17 protein-coding genes are annotated in these 15,817 nt (G+C 48.6%); 11 read left to right on the top strand and 6 right to left on the bottom strand.

Features of this window, described 5'->3' with window-relative positions; genetic code table 11:
• Window positions 1-93, top strand: a 93-nt coding sequence (locus BLQ17_RS20135; RefSeq protein ID WP_143005575.1) for a sodium ion-translocating decarboxylase subunit beta, incomplete at its 5' end; no start/stop codon positions are given.
• A gap of 140 nt (window positions 94-233) precedes the next feature.
• Here the strand turns inward: BLQ17_RS20135 and BLQ17_RS20140 are convergent.
• The 4 genes from BLQ17_RS20140 to BLQ17_RS20155 form a co-directional block, all read right to left on the bottom strand.
• Window positions 234-707 carry a flavin reductase family protein gene (locus BLQ17_RS20140; protein WP_092225941.1) on the bottom strand — a complete coding sequence of 158 codons (474 nt, stop codon included), beginning with the start codon at window positions 705-707 and terminating at the stop codon, window positions 234-236.
• A gap of 108 nt (window positions 708-815) precedes the next feature.
• A complete protein-coding gene (locus BLQ17_RS20145; RefSeq protein ID WP_092225942.1) occupies window positions 816-1,175 on the bottom strand; it encodes a tRNA-binding protein in 360 nt (119 codons plus the stop codon).
• Window positions 1,176-1,211: 36 nt separating this feature from the next.
• Entirely contained in the window at window positions 1,212-2,006 is a 795-nt protein-coding gene (locus tag BLQ17_RS20150) for an epoxyqueuosine reductase (protein ID WP_092225943.1), read from the bottom strand.
• 237 nt (window positions 2,007-2,243) lie between these two features.
• Window positions 2,244-2,744: a MarR family winged helix-turn-helix transcriptional regulator gene (locus BLQ17_RS20155; protein ID WP_092225944.1), complete on the bottom strand. Its 501-nt coding sequence runs from the start codon at window positions 2,742-2,744 to the stop codon at window positions 2,244-2,246.
• Between the two features lie 500 nt (window positions 2,745-3,244).
• Here BLQ17_RS20155 and BLQ17_RS20160 point away from each other — a divergent pair, with 500 nt between their 5' ends.
• The 4 genes from BLQ17_RS20160 (at window position 3,245) to BLQ17_RS20175 (ending at window position 9,529) form a co-directional block, all read left to right on the top strand.
• A complete protein-coding gene (locus BLQ17_RS20160; protein WP_092225945.1) occupies window positions 3,245-4,897 on the top strand; it encodes an ABC transporter substrate-binding protein in 1,653 nt (550 codons plus the stop codon).
• 109 nt (window positions 4,898-5,006) lie between these two features.
• Entirely contained in the window at window positions 5,007-6,305 is a 1,299-nt protein-coding gene (locus BLQ17_RS20165; protein WP_092225946.1) for an ABC transporter permease, read from the top strand.
• Window positions 6,306-6,310: 5 nt separating this feature from the next.
• On the top strand, window positions 6,311-7,294 hold the full coding sequence (locus tag BLQ17_RS20170; protein WP_092225947.1) for an ABC transporter permease: 984 nt from the start codon (window positions 6,311-6,313) through the stop codon (window positions 7,292-7,294).
• Window positions 7,295-7,411: 117 nt separating this feature from the next.
• Window positions 7,412-9,529: a dipeptide ABC transporter ATP-binding protein gene (locus BLQ17_RS20175; RefSeq protein WP_092225948.1), complete on the top strand. Its 2,118-nt coding sequence runs from the start codon at window positions 7,412-7,414 to the stop codon at window positions 9,527-9,529.
• Window positions 9,530-9,621: 92 nt separating this feature from the next.
• On the opposite strand, the gene BLQ17_RS20180 is transcribed toward BLQ17_RS20175, so the two are convergent.
• Together BLQ17_RS20180 and BLQ17_RS20185 are read right to left on the bottom strand one after the other, a co-directional pair.
• Window positions 9,622-10,302, bottom strand: coding sequence for a DUF1294 domain-containing protein (locus tag BLQ17_RS20180; RefSeq protein WP_092225949.1), 681 nt, complete (start codon window positions 10,300-10,302; stop codon window positions 9,622-9,624).
• Between the two features lie 12 nt (window positions 10,303-10,314).
• Window positions 10,315-10,659 carry a cupin domain-containing protein gene (locus tag BLQ17_RS20185; RefSeq protein WP_092225950.1) on the bottom strand — a complete coding sequence of 115 codons (345 nt, stop codon included), beginning with the start codon at window positions 10,657-10,659 and terminating at the stop codon, window positions 10,315-10,317.
• Window positions 10,660-11,485: 826 nt separating this feature from the next.
• On the opposite strand from BLQ17_RS20185, the gene BLQ17_RS20190 reads away from it, so the two are divergent.
• The 6 genes from BLQ17_RS20190 to BLQ17_RS23315 form a co-directional block, all read left to right on the top strand.
• Window positions 11,486-12,946 carry a trypsin-like serine peptidase gene (locus BLQ17_RS20190; protein ID WP_092225951.1) on the top strand — a complete coding sequence of 487 codons (1,461 nt, stop codon included), beginning with the start codon at window positions 11,486-11,488 and terminating at the stop codon, window positions 12,944-12,946.
• A gap of 609 nt (window positions 12,947-13,555) precedes the next feature.
• Window positions 13,556-14,068 carry a hypothetical protein gene (locus BLQ17_RS20195; protein ID WP_143005576.1) on the top strand — a complete coding sequence of 171 codons (513 nt, stop codon included), beginning with the start codon at window positions 13,556-13,558 and terminating at the stop codon, window positions 14,066-14,068.
• Window positions 14,069-14,123: 55 nt separating this feature from the next.
• Window positions 14,124-14,309: a hypothetical protein gene (locus tag BLQ17_RS20200; RefSeq protein WP_092225953.1), complete on the top strand. Its 186-nt coding sequence runs from the start codon at window positions 14,124-14,126 to the stop codon at window positions 14,307-14,309.
• A gap of 162 nt (window positions 14,310-14,471) precedes the next feature.
• Window positions 14,472-15,008: a hypothetical protein gene (locus tag BLQ17_RS20205; protein ID WP_143005577.1), complete on the top strand. Its 537-nt coding sequence runs from the start codon at window positions 14,472-14,474 to the stop codon at window positions 15,006-15,008.
• Window positions 14,951-15,394 carry a hypothetical protein gene (locus BLQ17_RS22755; RefSeq protein ID WP_176761348.1) on the top strand — a complete coding sequence of 148 codons (444 nt, stop codon included), beginning with the start codon at window positions 14,951-14,953 and terminating at the stop codon, window positions 15,392-15,394. Before BLQ17_RS20205 ends, BLQ17_RS22755 begins: the two co-directional genes overlap by 58 nt.
• A gap of 282 nt (window positions 15,395-15,676) precedes the next feature.
• On the top strand, window positions 15,677-15,817 hold a 141-nt coding region (locus BLQ17_RS23315; protein WP_176761349.1), incomplete at its 3' end, for a sigma-70 family RNA polymerase sigma factor.

Genomic DNA, 15,817 nt, shown 5'->3' on the forward strand with positions numbered 1-15,817 from the left:
TTTCTGCTCATGCATGCCATGGGGCCCAATGTCGCAGGTGTTATCGGTTCGGCCGTATCCGCCGGAGTGCTGCTGTCAATATTCGGCGGCTGATTAACAATCAGCAGACGAACAAAGGGCTGGCCCTTCACGGCCGGTCCTTTTGTTCCCGGATGAACGTACAGTCTCCATCGCGGCTGTAGCTCCCCCTGATGAAACAGCGCCGTTGCGATAATATCGTTACCTTTTGGAAATTACGATTTGCCCAGATATGTTTTCTCGTAATCAAGGGTCAATAGCGGCGTTCCTGGGGAGCGAATGGTGCAGTCGACCACTTTGCCGATAAAAAGCGTATGATTTCCCGGACAATACCGTTCGGTTACCTCTAGTTCAAAACAGGCGAGACAGTCATCAAGGAGCGGCACCCCGGTCTTCCCCGTTTTCCACGATAATCCGGAAAATTTTTTTGCCGGTTCCTCTATTTTGAACCGGTCAAGGTAGTCTTTTTGCGAACGATCAAGGACATGAAGCGCAAACACCCCGCTTTTTTCTATCAGTTCGTTGGAATAACGGTTTGGATGGACAGCAGCCATTATAAGAGGCGGACTGTAAGAGACCTGGGAAACCCATGAGGCAATCATCCCGTTCATGACATCACCCGCTCGGGTGGTCAGCACATAGATACCGTATACCATCTGCCCGAACGCCGGTAACCATTCTTTTTTCATGAGCTGTTCCTTGTATGTTTGCGGTTTACCGCGGCAGTGCTGCCAGGATACCCGGTTTTCGACAAGATACAGACAAGACCTGGAAATCCGTCTGGCCGGATTCTTCTGCTAAAACAGCTTACTGCCAATTTTTGCATGAACTGCAGGTGACACAAATGTGGCTTCCCCGCTCTCAGCCTTCGGGTATTGCACACCCAACACCAACACCTCTGAAATAAAAGGACCCATTGGCTTTGGGGAAAAATTTAATACTCCGAGAACCAGCCTGTCCTTTACCTCACTGATGGGATGGCAGGTAAAACGACCGTAGCTTACTCGCTTGCCATATTTGCCGAAATCGACGACCATCCTGTATGTCGGCTTAACTGTTCCGGTTTCCAGTTCCACTTCAACAACCCTGCCGACTCGTACGTCGAGCATTGCAAATGAGTCCTCATAGGCCACTACCGGTTTTATCTCTTTTGCCATTTGGTTTTCCTTTTGATCCTGTAAATTCGTGTGAAATCATCCTATGGCCACATCTCTTGCGTTCAGCTTCGCTTTAACCGGGTTGATATGGGAACAAGGCACCACGGTGAGACATTTACCGCATACGTCTGCATAGCCGACAGACTTGTGTTTTTCAGCATTTTCAAGGCACTGGTCGTAACATCTGAACCGGTCAAAAGAGTCAGGAAAAAGCGCCTTGTTGACACATTTATCGACGCATTTCTTGCAGCTGCCGTCATATCGGTATAGACAGGACTCTTGTTCAGGGCGCACATCGGGTTCTATCACCGCGGATGTGATTAAACTCCCCAGCCTGCCGCAACATCCACTATCTGTAATAAGCATATTATTGAGACCAAACCGCCCAAGTCCGGTTACAAAAGCCACGTGCCGATGGGACCAGTTACTGATCAATTTTTCTTTTATCCAGTTATGGGTGGCAGGAATGGTGGCCACTTCCTCACCACCATCACCAAATACTTTTGCAAGATGAAGACTAAGTTGTCTTATCAGTTCATTGGTTTCAATATAGCTTGCAGCCCATCTGGGAGAACTCAGACGCTCTTTGATATTGGAGGATGTGACTGATTTTGCAAAAGGCAGGAAAAAAGAAACGACAGACCTACCATTCGCCAACAGGTCGTGTGGAACTGCGTGAGTAGGACTTACCGCTGTTTTCAGCTGATTAAAAAGCGGATCGACAGCTTCGGCGAATCTTACAAGAGGAACGCCCCAGCCTGTACTCACTCTCCTGTTTTTTTGATATTGTTCGACAAAACTCTCGATTTCCAGTATCGTTCTACTCTTCATGGCTTATCCTTTACTCCCTTAAAATGCTCTGCATACTTTTATTCGTTTTTCCTGAAAAAAATCTCGTGCTCAGGACGGGGAAACAGAACTGAACCACGACGCAGGTAAACGAGACAGGCGTGTGGCAACATTCTTACCTGATTGTAAAACAGCCGAATCAAGTGACACGGCAATACTGCCATTCTACTGGAGTACGAAAGTAAAAACAAACCTATCAATCAGTTAAAACCGCTGTCGTCATTCTTCGCAAGAATTGACTGGTCCGGTGGCAAGCAGAGGAGCTGCATCAAGTTGTTTGGCATCCATCATTACAACGAGTCTTTGCAATGAACTCAGTATCATAGACTGTTCCCACTCCTGAAGTTCGTGAAACGCATTGACAAATGACTGCTGGAGCGGCGGCGGTGCCTTTTCAAGGATTTGCAGACATTTGTCCGTAACTCCAATCATCACCTTTCGCCGATCCCTGTCACTTCTGTTTCTCGTTATCAATCCTTTTTTATCCAGCCGTTCGATGATCCCGGTTACTGTGGCCTGGCTCAGGCTGATGGCTTTTGCCAGTTCACCGGTGGATATTTCACCACATTTGCTCACTTCCTGCAGGATCGTCAACTGCGGACCGGTCAACCCCACCTGCCGAACCAGGAAGCGGGAGTGAATATCAATCATCTGAATGATTTTCCTGAGATTTATAAGCACTTCATCCGTAACTTTTTTTTCAACAAGATCCTGGCTCATCTGTTTTCAGACTCCGTGAATAATAGATAGGGAAACAGCAGGGTTCAGCAAGGTTTAACAGGGATAAAATTTCATGTAACTGCCCGATTGTCTATATAATATTACAGAACAACATGAGCGGCAATATTTTTATGCTGGCTGGAAGATCGTAAAGGCTTGTCTTCGCCTGCGTCGATTTCATTTTTTTATCGGACAAGTAATGGTCAGTGCGTGATTTCCAGCTGTAAGTATATGGGATTTTCTTTCTGCAACAATCTACTGACAAGAGTTTTCACATAATCTTTATTGACAAAAGGTTTGTATACAATGTATGTTTGAATATTTCCTCGAATATTTATTAGTCTTAATTTCAATACGATAACTCAATATCTTATCTGTTGTTGTTCTCAATTTCGTTATATTTCATTTTTAATAGTAAAGATATCAGCTCAATACATTTCTGATTGTTTGTCATCTCAAAATTTCCAGTTCGTACAACTTAGCTCTTTCCGGAGGACATAATGAATTCTAAAGAGAAGCTGCATCCAATACTCATCGAGATGAAAAAAGACCTGAAAAACGGTGCTGTTTCCAGGCGCGAATTCTTGCGTTATGCATCACTTCTCGGGGCTTCGGCAGCCACTGTTTCAACCCTAGGGGGGATAACCTTTCCAGAAAGCAGCGTCGCTGCAACCGTAAAAAGAGGCGGGGTGCTTAAAGTATCGCAGCAGATCCAAAAGATCGATCATCCCGCCAGATATACATGGATAATGCCTTCCAACGCCATGCGGCAGGTGCTGGAATACATGACCTTTACCGATGAAAACAACATCACCAGGCCCTATCTCTGTGAAAGCTGGTCTGCGAGTGACGACCTGAAAACCTGGACTTTCAACGTACGAAAGAACGTGACGTTCAACAACGGCGACACCCTTACCGCCGACGACTGCATATTCACCATCGGTCAGTGGCTTGACAAAGAAGTAAAGTCATCCCTGCTGGGACTGGTCGGTTCCTACCTTGATCCTGCCGGGATCGAAAAGACCGGGGAATATCAGTTTAAGCTGCATCTCAAGCGACCAGAGATAGCGGTTCCCGAACATTTTTTCATGTATATGGCTCAGGTCGTGAACCACAGGACTTTTGACGGCGATATTAAAAAGGCTCCCCACGGCACCGGTCCTTTTACACTGGACACCTACAAGGAAGGTGAGATCTGTATCCTTAAGGCGCGCAAGGATTACTGGCAGAAAGGCAATGACGGAAAACCACTGCCATACATTGATGAAATTCGTTTCATAGACATGGGGGGGGATTTGGCTCCCCAGATTGCTGCGCTCAAAGCCGGAGATATAGATCTCATAGATTCATCGGACAACGTCGGCCCAAGAATCATGAAGGCTGTAAAAAATGATGATCACATTGAAGTGATCTCAGTTACGACCGCCACAACAAGGGTGTTGCGGATGCGCGTAGATATTAAGCCCTGGGACGACAATCGGGTTCGCATGGCACTGAAGCTCTGTCAGAATCGCGAGAAAATCCTGGCGCTGGCCTATCAGGGAGAGGGAACGGAGGGAGAAGATGTCCATGTCTATCCAAATCATCCGGAGTATTGCGATATCCCGGTCCCGAAGTATCAGCCGGAAAAGGCAAAACAGTTGCTCAAAGAGGCAGGGTATCCGGAGGGAATCGACGTGAACCTCGCCGTGGCCTCCGAATGGTCGGATGTTGTCAGGTACGCCGAAGTCCTGAAGCAGGATGCGGCCCCGGCAGGCTTCAGGATAAATATTCAGACCATGCCCTCCAGCCAGTACTGGGAGAAGTGGACCGAGGTAGACCTCGGGATAACCCCCTGGACCCATAGACCGCTCGGCACCATGGTGCTTAATTTGGCCTACACGTCGGACGATGACGGCAAGCCGGTTCCCTGGAATGAAACGAGGTGGGTGGACGAAGAATTTAATGAGCTTCTTGCCAAGGCCAGCGGGATTTACGATGTGAAGGAACGACGTAAGGTATTTTGCGAGCTTGAAAAAATCATGCAGGAAAGAGGGCCGATCGGTATAGCCTACTGGATGAATCTCTGGCTGTGCCCGAACAAAAAGATTAAAAACCTGCTCGCCCACCCCAACAAGTATCTGTTCTTGAAAGACATATTCCTTGATGGTTGATAATCGAGGCCGTTCATGATGAGAAGAGCATGCCAAAGGTAACAACCGTTATATTGCGCGGGAGGGTGAAACCCTCCTGCCGCGCTTAATTTTTTTTAACATCGTACATATGGGTAAATTTATAGTTCGACGTCTGGGGTTTCTCGTTATCACCATGATTCTGGTGTCGATTGTGGTTTTTGCCATAACAGAATCTTCTCCGGGCAACGTGGCCCGCAATATTCTAGGTGCTTTTGTCACTCCGGAACAGGAAGCTTCCTTCCTGGCTCAGATGGGTATGGATAAACCTGTCTGGAAGCGATACCTGTACTGGCTGGCCGGTTCCGATACCCAGGCCAGCAGAAAAGCAGGAATGGATCTGGTACGCATCAGGACAGAAAAGGGCTTTGTTGAATGGTGGGCCAGAGACGACGCCGGGACGCTGAGGCGGTGGAAACTTTCCGGAGATGACCTTGTCGCTATAGTAAGACAGCAGGACGGCTCAGTGTCTACCGTAAACGACAACGGCCGGTGGCGGAAAAATTCAGGAGGCAGTTACTATTTCTGGGGGGTTGATAATGGCAACCGGGCGGTAAAATGGGAAAAAGGCACGGACAAAACAGTCTGGACTTTTTCCTTGGGCAAAGGCTGGGCGGAGTCAAGTGGCGGTGCTGTCGAATATCTCCCGCTGAAGAAGGGATTTATTCGAGGAGATCCGGGAGTGTCCATGCTCACCGGCCGTCCTGTTGCCGATTCGATCTTTGTTCGGTTGAGAAACTCCCTAGTGCTTGCCGGAATCGCTTTTACCATTGTCATGCCGATGGCACTGCTACTTGGCATTATCGCCGGTCTTCGGGAAGGATCGCTTCAGGACCGGGTGCTCTCCGTTGGTGGAATGGTATTTTCAGTAATTCCCGAATTTGCCACCGGAATTTTTCTTATTCTTATTTTTTCGGTCTGGCTGAAGATCGTTCCCGGAGCAACAGTGTTTGGCGAGCTGGCTCCGTGGCAGCGACTCGACATGTTGATTCTGCCGGTCCTGACCCTGACTCTTGTTGAGCTGGGATATGTTCTCAGGATAACCAGGGCAAGCATGGTGGAAGTAATGCGCTCCGCCTATATCAGGACTGCCTACCTTAAGGGATTAAGCTACAAAAGGGTAATCTTCAAGCACGCTGTTCGCAACGCGCTGATGGCACCTATTACCGTCATTATGCTTCACGTCAACTGGCTTATGGGCGGGATTGTCATTGTCGAGGTTGTGTTCGGGTATCCCGGTCTCGGAAAGTACCTGCTCGATTCAGCCATGAACAAAGATATCAACGCCCTTGAAACCGGAGCGATGATACTGGTCATCGTGGCAGTAGGCACCCAGCTGATTGCCGATATTATCTACACCTTTCTGAACCCAAGAATACGATACACCTAAACGATATGAACACTACTGATTCCAAAAACAACAGTGAACCCGAGGTGTCAGACGGCCAACAGGCCGAATCAAGACATGGTGAAAGGTCGGCTTTGCGGTCCGGTCCCAAAATCCTGACGACGTTCTCCTCCTCTCTGGGGGTACTTTTTTCTTCCCGTATAGCGGTTATCGGGTTGTCAATCGTTCTTTTCTGGGTAGCTGTGGCAGTTTTCGCACCGATGCTCTCGCCATACACCCCTTATGAACAGGACTGGAAAGCCCCCAACCAGGGTCCAACGGCTGCGCACATCCTCGGCACGGACGAACTTGGCCGGGATCTCTGGACCCGCCTTATTTACGGAGCCCGCATTGTTCTGATTATTCTACCGATTTCTGAAGACCTCTGGCTCCCCGGCGGTACAGCCGTGTGGGGAGTTTTTGTCGCGCTGCTGTTTGGCACGACCCTTGGACTGTTAAGCGGATATCACGGCGGATGGCTCGATGAAGTGGTAATGCGCCTGCTCGATGCGATGATGGCTATCCCCATCATCCTGCTCTTTCTGATCATCATGTCCACCCTCGGCGCATCGGCTTTTAATGTTGTTATCGCCATTACCATTGTAGGAACTCCGGGGATCGCCCGGCTGGTAAGAAGTCTCACCCTCGATATCAGGACCAGGGAGTACGTCAAGGCAGCGCAAACCAGGGGGGAAAGCAGCTGGTATATAATGTTTGTTGAAATTTTGCCAAACGCAAGAGGCCCCATTATTGTCGATGCCATGTTGCGAATCGGTTACGCAATTTTTGCCATGGGGACCCTCGGTTTTCTTGGACTTGGGATGCCGCCGCCATCACCGGACTGGGGATCGATGGTTGCCAAGGGCAGGGAATTTATCCTCGAAGGCAGTTTCTGGGCGGCCTTATGGCCATCGCTCGCCATAGCATCACTGGTTGTAGGACTTAACCTCCTGGCCGATGGGTTGAGAGAGGAATCCATGAAATATCAATAAAAGATGCAACGTTTATTTCTCACGGCAGCCCGTGTCATAGCGCAGGTGAGAACATTGCGGTGCGCGGGTTTGTCAACATAGTACAAACAATAAGCTTTGCAGGCAGAAAAACAGAGAATGGACGAGATCAAAAGAAAGGTCGTGCTGGAAGTAGACCACATGGGAGTTGCTTACGAGACACGAACAGGTGATGTCCAGGCGGTTCGTGATGTTTCATTTACCGTACATGAGGGTGAAACTGTGGGCCTGGTTGGGGAATCGGGCTGCGGAAAAAGCACGATTGCATTCGGTCTTATAAACTACCTCGGAGCAAACGGCAAAATAACCGACGGTGAGGTGCGGTTAAGGGGCAGTAACTTGTTGGGGGCATCGGAAAAAGAGCTCAAAAAATTGAGGGGTAACTCCATCTCAATGGTGTACCAGGATCCGATGCAGGCGCTTAATCCTTCCATCCGGCTGGGGGAACAGCTCATCGAAGTTCTCACCAGTCACAGCAAGATTTCGCAAAATCAGGCGCGGAAACAAGTTCTGGCCATGCTCAAGAAAGTCAACATGCCCGATCCCGAGTCGGTAATGGACCGCTATACCCACCAGATCTCAGGAGGTCAGCAGCAGCGCATCGTAATAGCAATGGCCATGCTGAACAACCCTGCCCTGCTGATCATGGACGAGCCAACCACAGCCCTTGATGTGACCGTTGAGGCAGCAGTCCTCGACCTCCTTGAGGAATTAAAACAAGAGTACCGTACGGCAAATATTTTTATCACACATAATCTCGGTGTGGTGGCCAGGGTGTGTGACACCCTGTGTGTCATGTATGCCGGTGAACTGGTTGAAAAAGGCAGTGTTGCCGATATCTTCAAACACCCTTCACATCCATACACCATAGGACTGTTGAGCTGTGTACCGCGTCTTGGCGAAAGCAAGGCCGAGTCGATACTCCGTCCCATCAAGGGAAGGGTCCCGCCACCGGTCAAGCGCCCTGACAATGCATGTATTTTTGCCCCCCGGTGTGAGTTTGCAACTAAAGAGTGCCTCGCCGGGCGGCCAGACATGGTAAATGTTGGCAACAGCCATTTCTCCAGGTGCATCTATGCCGACAAGATGGATGGAAAGCGAAAAAGGGACGCGAAAAAGACAAAACAAAATTTTCCCCGGCAACCGGAGAACTCTTCCACCAATAAAGAGTCGATGCTCCACTGCGACGACCTCAGGGTATATTATACGCAGGAATCCAAGTCCATACGCAGTCTTTTCGGTCTCGGCACAAACAAGTACGTAAAAGCCGTTGACGGGGTTAGTGTTACCCTGGCAAAAGGCAAAACCCTGGGTATTGTGGGAGAATCCGGATGTGGAAAATCAACTCTGGTCAAAGGATTAATAGGACTTGAAGAAATTACCGAAGGAGACGTTCAGTTTCTTGGTATTGATGTGACCGACCCTGTAGCTCACCGGGAGACGAACCTGATCCGGGAAATGCAGATGGTTTTCCAGAATCCCGACTCTACCCTGAACCCGTCCTATTCCATCGGCAGCCAGATCGCAAGACCGATAAAAAAATTCAAGGTTGTACCGAGAGGAGAAGTCAAAAAGGAGGTGTGTCGCCTGTTGAAGGCGGTCCGGTTGAGTGCTTCTTACTATGACCGACTTCCAAGACAGTTGAGCGGAGGAGAGAAACAACGGGTGGGAATAGCAAGAGCACTTGCCAGCCGACCCGACCTTATAATCTGTGACGAACCGGTTTCCGCCCTTGATGTCTCGGTTCAGGCCGCAGTAGTCAATCTGTTGCTTGAAATACAGTCAAGTCTTGACGCGACCATGATCTTCATTGCCCACGACCTGAGTGTCGTACGTTTTTTCTCCGATGAAATTGCGGTCATGTACTTGGGACAGATAGTCGAAATAGGTCCCGCCGACTCCATTTATTTGCCTCCATACCATCCTTACACCGAAGCACTGCTGTCTGCGGTTCCGGTTCCGGACCCTGAAACAGTGCAGAAAGATGTACGGTTGAGCGGCAACGTTCCCAGCGCTCTTAATCCGCCTGCAGGCTGTTCTTTTCACACCAGATGTCCTCGACGTAAAATTTTTCTTGAGGACGGCGGCAGGATTTGCAAAGAGAAGGAACCTCCCTGGCAAATTAACGATAAAGGACACCGGATCGCATGCCATATCCCACTGGAGTTGCTTAAAAAAGCCGATCCGGTTTTTCATCATGAGCCCGGACTAAGCTAGACAGGAAAAAAGCGGCAGCCCCAACGTTTGGTCTTTCTCATTGTAATTGGTGCAAAAATGAGGCAGTTGAGATACCTGCGTTGCCCTGCTGATCATCCAGGCTTTATATTTTTCAGTATATTATGCAGATACAAACTGCCTTGCGGAGTAGTCAGCCAGTACAGTGCGCCACAGTTCATGATTACTGTTATCCAATAGGTTACCCTGAACGATATCTTTTTAGATTTATGCCGAAGAAAGCTCTGTGCGATCTTTGCCCCAGGCCATCCTCCGAGCAGTGACAATATATGCAACGTTCGCTCAGGAGTTCTCCATCTGCCCAATCCAGCAGCACTTTTATCTTTTGCATACATGATAAAAGTTACGACGCTCATAAGCGCATAACAATAGATCAACTGAGACGGGATCAGTTTCAATGTAAATAAAAAATAGAGCGCCAATGAAAAAGATCCCAGAATAAGCAGGGAAAAGGACTTCTGTTTTAATTCTCTACCATTGTTTTTGTGTCCTTCAACAGGTGCGACATCAATCGCACAGGTGCGGCCTTTGGGATCGGATGAAATGTAATACTGGACCTTGAGATTTTTTATTGGCCGCTTATGGCGATGGCTATAGTCATTTATATGAAAGAACATGGACTCCCCGTCTTCATCAGCGGTGATAAATCCGAAACCTTTTTCCTCGCTCCATTTTGAAACAGTACCAGTTTGTCTGTCCATATTTTTTAAGGGGTTAACAGTTGATTTGGGAGATAGCTTATCCTGTCGCTCCACGGTAACGATAACTTACGCCCGATCCTGCTTTTTGCTATATCTGTCCGGTTCATTAAAAAAAGTCATGTCGGCATATCCCGCATATATCTTCCCAGAATGCTTAATTCCTTCCGGAATATAGTAGCGATCCCCCTTGTAGTAACTACCTTTTTCCCCATCGATTATTAAATCAATTTTGCCCTCTAAAACTATCCCAATTTGGGCAGCATGAGAGTGTTCGGGCAAATCGACATCTTTATCAAACTGCATGAACACTATCTGATGCGTTTCCGATTGGGACAAATATGCGGTAATCCCTTCAACAGGAATATCCGCTTCCGGCAGGTTTTGAATTGGTTCTGGAAATATTTGCTTCATTCTCTGATTCCTCTGCAAGGCATACTCTCAGTATACTACTGCAATTTTCCCGGATTTTGCGTCACTGACCTCAACTGAATTGGGGCAAATGAGCCAATAAGGGGCACGAACACTTTTTTTGTTACGAAAAATTATCTCTATATAACAGATATTAAAAAGCTTTTTTCATACTAGCCCAATCGCGACCAAGCTGCAATATCAATGAGTCAGGGTTCGATGCAGCGGTGGCTGATGATCTCAAAATGGTGCAGAGTTCCTATCTAGAAATAGATTTCGACCAGCACAAAGCCGACAGCCACTGACCTGTGAGCCTCATGGGACACACCAATTTCCTGACCTGTCGACCTGGGTAGCATATCCTTCCATGCATTTTTACAATAAATGCGTCCAACATATGACTTCGACTTCTTTGGATTTAATTCATAGTCAATTTTTGTCGGGAACGGCTTGACGAGATGATAAGGCAGCGAAATAAGGAACAAACAGTTAACAGGACGATAGCTACTCCTGGAAATAACCGGCAGCCGGGATTTTGTTCCTGCTATTGCCATATTCAAGTCAGTTCTGAACAGTGGGCATTTCATAAGTGGTATAAAATTTTGCTCTCTTGATCATTGTCGTTATCATCGCATATAATTCTATGATAATGGGTATTGAAATGCGTTAAACCTGCCAAGAGACAGGGATGAAAAGTAACAGGTCTTGAATAGATATCTGAATTTTAAAAACAAAAGAGACCCATCTTTTCTTATATCCTGAGTAAGAGTTGAAAGTTACTTAACATTTTTCTGCCACAACATGATATCCAGATCCTGGGGAGGTAGAGATGATAAAACGATTCAGACCGTATCTATTATTGGCAATCATCGGGCTAGTCCTGTTTTCTATCCCAGGAGTTCAGGCAGCCAGCAAGACCCCGGAAATAGGCACTAATGGTCATTCCAGGGCCGAGCAAGCGCAGAAGATGGCGGCCCTGCATGCGCGACTGACCGCATCTCCTCACGCGGCGATCCGACAGAACATCGCGCTGACGGCCGTTGAGAACGACATTCTCGATCGTCTCGGGGTCGATTCCACGGGACGTTTCAGGGTCGGGGTTCACCGTGCTGTCTCGTGGGCCGTATCCAACAAGGGCACCGACCTCATCGTCAGAGTACAGGGCGCCCAAGCGGTGCGACTCGAACTTACAGACGTAAAAGGCACGGTCTCCGTGTTCAATAATGCGGGTGAGGCGCACGAGTACACTGAAGACGGCTTTACTCATACCTTTTGGGGTGAGGAGGTACAGATTCGCGGCTCTGTCCACGTGGCGGGTGCTGGTGTAATGACTCTGAGTTACTGCGGCTCAGAGGTATGGTGCCTCGTCAACGCGACGTGCGCTGAAATAGATAAGGCCATACCACAGCAGATCAATAGCGTCCGCGATGCCTACGCGAGCATCCTCTTCATATCGGGCCCCTATTACTATGTGTGCAGTGGCGGTCTGATTGCCGACAGTGACGATACGACGAATATACCCTATTTCCTCACGGCAAACCACTGTATTGACAAGACCAGGGAAGCTCTTTCGGTCGAGACGTTTTTCCAATATACTACCCCCTGCGAGAATGATAACAATTGCTCACTGTGGAACATCAGTAGCGACACCGTCGGATCGACCATCATGGCCACCGGCAGCGATGGTGACTTCACGCTGCTAGAACTCAAGGAAAATCCCCCAACCACCACCTTTCTCGGGTGGAACAGCGACCCGGTTGCTGACACCAACGGGACTCAACTGTACCGTATCAGCCATCCAGGCGGTCTTCCCCAGGCCTACTCAGAGCACGAAGTGGACACAACTGAGGGGATCACCTGCCGATCTTGGCCACGCGGTGAAAGGATTTACAGTCGCGATACTTTAGGGGCCACCGCGGGTGGAAGCAGCGGCTCACCGGTTTTGAATACCGATGCCCAGATCGTGGGCCAGCTCAGCGGAGCTTGCGGTACTAACGTGTATGACGAGTGCGATCCTGAAAACAATGCTACGGTGGACGGTGCATTCGCCTACTACTATCCGAAAGTCAAGCCTTTTTTGGGCGAAGGCACTGTAAGCTCGGAATGTGTCGAGAGTGGTGAATGCGACGATAGTAATCCCTGTACAGATGACACATGCGATTCAGGGCAGTGTATCAACACACCCAACGGGTCATGCCCTTCTACCTGTTTGCTGAAAGGGGAACAATGCGACCCAGAAGTACCGTGCTGCAGTGGAAGTTGCCATCCGGTAAAGGGGACCTGTAAGTAAGTCGACATGTTGTTGACCCGGCGCCGGCTTGTCAACACACCACAGACCCAAGACAGGTGGCATGATCAAGCTATCAGCGCTTCCCACCTTTTGAAAACATGATGGAAAGCGCTGATGATTAAGCTCTCTCGCATCGACTTGGATAAGGGGAGCTGTAATGCTTCGCTTGGAATTGGAGAATCATCTTAGTTGAGTTAGTGGGGTGTCTCTCTCCTTTCAACTATCCTTTACTTTCATCTACCCAGATGGTAGCCTCTCAACTCCAATTCCGAGAATAGGCCCAACCAAATGCTCGTCGGAAAATATTGGGTCTTGGTGTCAAACGGCGTGCAATTTTGCCCCCCGATCAGCTTCCAAGGTTGCCCCTATTGGCTTAAACATCTCTTATCTTCAAAAGCCCTTAACCCTCTAATATGAAGAGATTATAAGGACAGATTATTTTCAGGTCTCCATGCCCGCAAAGGGGTCAACATTCAAAGAGGAAAAGGGTCAAATTTTTGACGCTGAATTACAAAAACCAGCTTGCAGCGTTCACCGTCGCAGGGCAACAGGCGGCAAAAACCTTCTCTGGCGCCTGGTCAAACCTGAAAGACGCCGTACAGATGGCACTTGGTCAAGGAACTGCAGGGCTGGCTGTTTGCTTCGACAACGCGAGCATTATTGCGCATGCAGGATGCCATTGTAACAATAGACGAGGCAGCAGGAACATTTACGTTCAATGAAAAAATTATGGAAGCTATGGAGGATGTGGACAAAAGAGTTTCCGCGTTTTTAGATTCTTTGACCTCTGAGCAATTCTCCAGAGCATTACAAACCATCGTGGAAGTATCAGGAGCGGTGATTGAGGGTGTTACATTAATTGGCCGGGCGTTTCTTACGTTATTTGACGCGCTGCACCCATTGGGTCCGATGTTGGTTAAGGTGACCAGTGCAACGTTTCTGCTATCTGCAACAATGAAAACGCTGAAATTCGCCTTTGGATTACCGTTTAACACTCTTAAAAGCCTTGGCGTCGCCCTGGAATCGCTAACAAAACTCCGCGAAGCCTCCTGGCTGTCAAAATTAAAAATACTCCTTCACCTTTACAGAAATAGCGGCAGGAGGCTTAAAAACAACACTTAGTGGACTCGCTAGTGTTCTTGGTTCCGCTATCGGAGGCTGGCAACTCGAAACATGGATGTACAATCAATCCTACATGGCCAAAAAGGCCTGTAACAGGATTGCATACTCGTTTAACTGGATCGCGCTCCAGGCACAAAAAGCGTGGATGTGGATTTCTGGCGGCGACACGAATGCAGTGCAGCAAGAAATCGACATGGCCAAAGAAATCTATGACGAACTGTATAGCGATATAGGCAAGTAAGCATCTGCGGCACACAAAGAGGGTGCCGAATCGTCTCAAGAATCAGGCGACGCACAGGTTGCCACATCCAAAGAAGTAACCAAAGAGATCGAACAGCAATACAAGAAGCTCGTTGACAAAATAAAGAACCGGCAAAACGAGATCAACGATTCGCAGCGGTCTTTGAACGCGGAATTAAGAGACATGGCCAGGTCCGGGATGTCCATCATTGGCGCATGGCGTGACCGTAAAAAAGAAGCAGAAGAATATTACGCCGCATCAGAACGAGCGCTGGAGATGGCAAAAGAGGCTGCGGCGGCTGGAGATGATGAAACAGCGGCTGTCAGGCTCGACGAGGCCAAAGAATACGCAGATATGGCCAAAAGTGCCTACAAAGCACTCAATACCGAGATAAAGGACGGCGACAAGGTTCTCGTTATAAAAAATAAGGCACTGCAGACTGCCATGAAAGGCGTTGAGGCAGCAGGCAGGAAGGGTATTGAAATCCTCAAGAAGGAGCAGGAAGCAGCGCGAGCAGTGGCCGACGAGTTAAATGACAGCGTTGACGGAAAACTCGGCGAGGCACATCTAAAAACAGTGAACGGCCTGACCGTCGAATATCACAACACAGTAAAGAAGGTATCGCAGTCATGGGCCACCCAATGGGAACTTGTCGAGAAGAACGGGAAAAAGGTGTTCAAACTATTGCCGGGGAGATAGATGCACTCTCAGGCAAGACCATTGATGTTTATGTGCGGCAGGTCGAGAAAAAGCAGACCAGGGGCGTTGTTGGTTTGGACGTGCCAAAGTTTGCAAGGGGTGGCCAATTGCCTGGGTATGGTGGCGGCGACCGCATAGCAGCACTGCTTGAGGCTGGAGAGTTTATTATCAAAAAAGAGACTGTGGCCAAGTTTGGGGTCGGCATATTTAAGATGTTGAACAATATGCGCATACCCAAAATACCCGTTCCTGCTTTCGCAACAGGCGGGCTGGTCGGCTCATCATCAGTAGCAACATACAACCTCAATCTGTCGTTCTCTGGCGAAGTCTCGCAACCATCACAGACCAATGCCAAACAGCTTGCCAGGATGGTCATCGGCGAGTAGATGACGATAAAGAAAGGCATACCAGTACCAGCACAGTATGTCTTTTTTTTTGACATTTCCAGTTGGTTGAGTATTCCAGATGATTCCGGCCGGCGATTCCATTCCATTCCGGCCACCCATTCCATTTGATCCCGGCCAGTGATTCCATTTCATTCCGGTCAGTGATTCCAGACGATCCCGGCCACCCAAGTTGGAGGGTAGCGACGCATAAAACCAGATGGTAGATGAACCCTTTTTATTGTTTTTATCGAAGAGGGTTTTATGCCAGGCAAGAGGTTATCTATGCGAAAAATACGAGAGGTGTTACGCCTCAAATATGAACTGAACTGCAGCAACCGTGAGATCGGTTTGAGCTGTGGAATAGGCCGCAGCACTGTTGGCGACTACATCCAGCGTGTAAAACTTGCGGGGCTCAAGTGGCCC

Source organism: Desulforhopalus singaporensis (assembly GCF_900104445.1).
GTDB classification, from domain to species: Bacteria; Desulfobacterota; Desulfobulbia; order Desulfobulbales; family Desulfocapsaceae; genus Desulforhopalus_A; species Desulforhopalus_A singaporensis.